The organism is Maritalea porphyrae, from assembly GCF_030159895.1.
Taxonomy (GTDB): Bacteria; Pseudomonadota; Alphaproteobacteria; order Rhizobiales; family Devosiaceae; genus Maritalea; species Maritalea porphyrae.
The window spans coordinates 1,079,748-1,079,984 of the sequence record NZ_BSNI01000002.1; the positions used below are offsets into that span (position 1 = coordinate 1,079,748).

Below are 237 nucleotides of genomic sequence, written 5' to 3' on the forward strand. Positions count from 1 at the left end.
CGAAACGTCAAAGTCTTTGAAGAACGCGACAGGGGAGATCTTGTCGGGTGCCAATGATCTGTCTGAGCGTACAACCCGTCAGGCTGCTTCGATTGAAGAAACATCTGCGGCGACTGAGCAATTGGCAGAAACCGTGCGGGACAACACAGAGCGGGCCAAGCGCGCGCAAGTGTCGGCCGGAGAAGCCAGCCAGGTGGCTGAGCGTGGCGGTGAAGTGATGGCGCAAGCCAATGAGGC

Annotated in this window: 1 pseudogene; it reads left to right on the forward strand. The window is 58.6% G+C overall.

The annotated features are described in order from the left end of the window. Window positions 1-237 (forward strand): annotated as a pseudogene (locus tag QQL65_RS08680) (methyl-accepting chemotaxis protein); the annotation flags it as partial.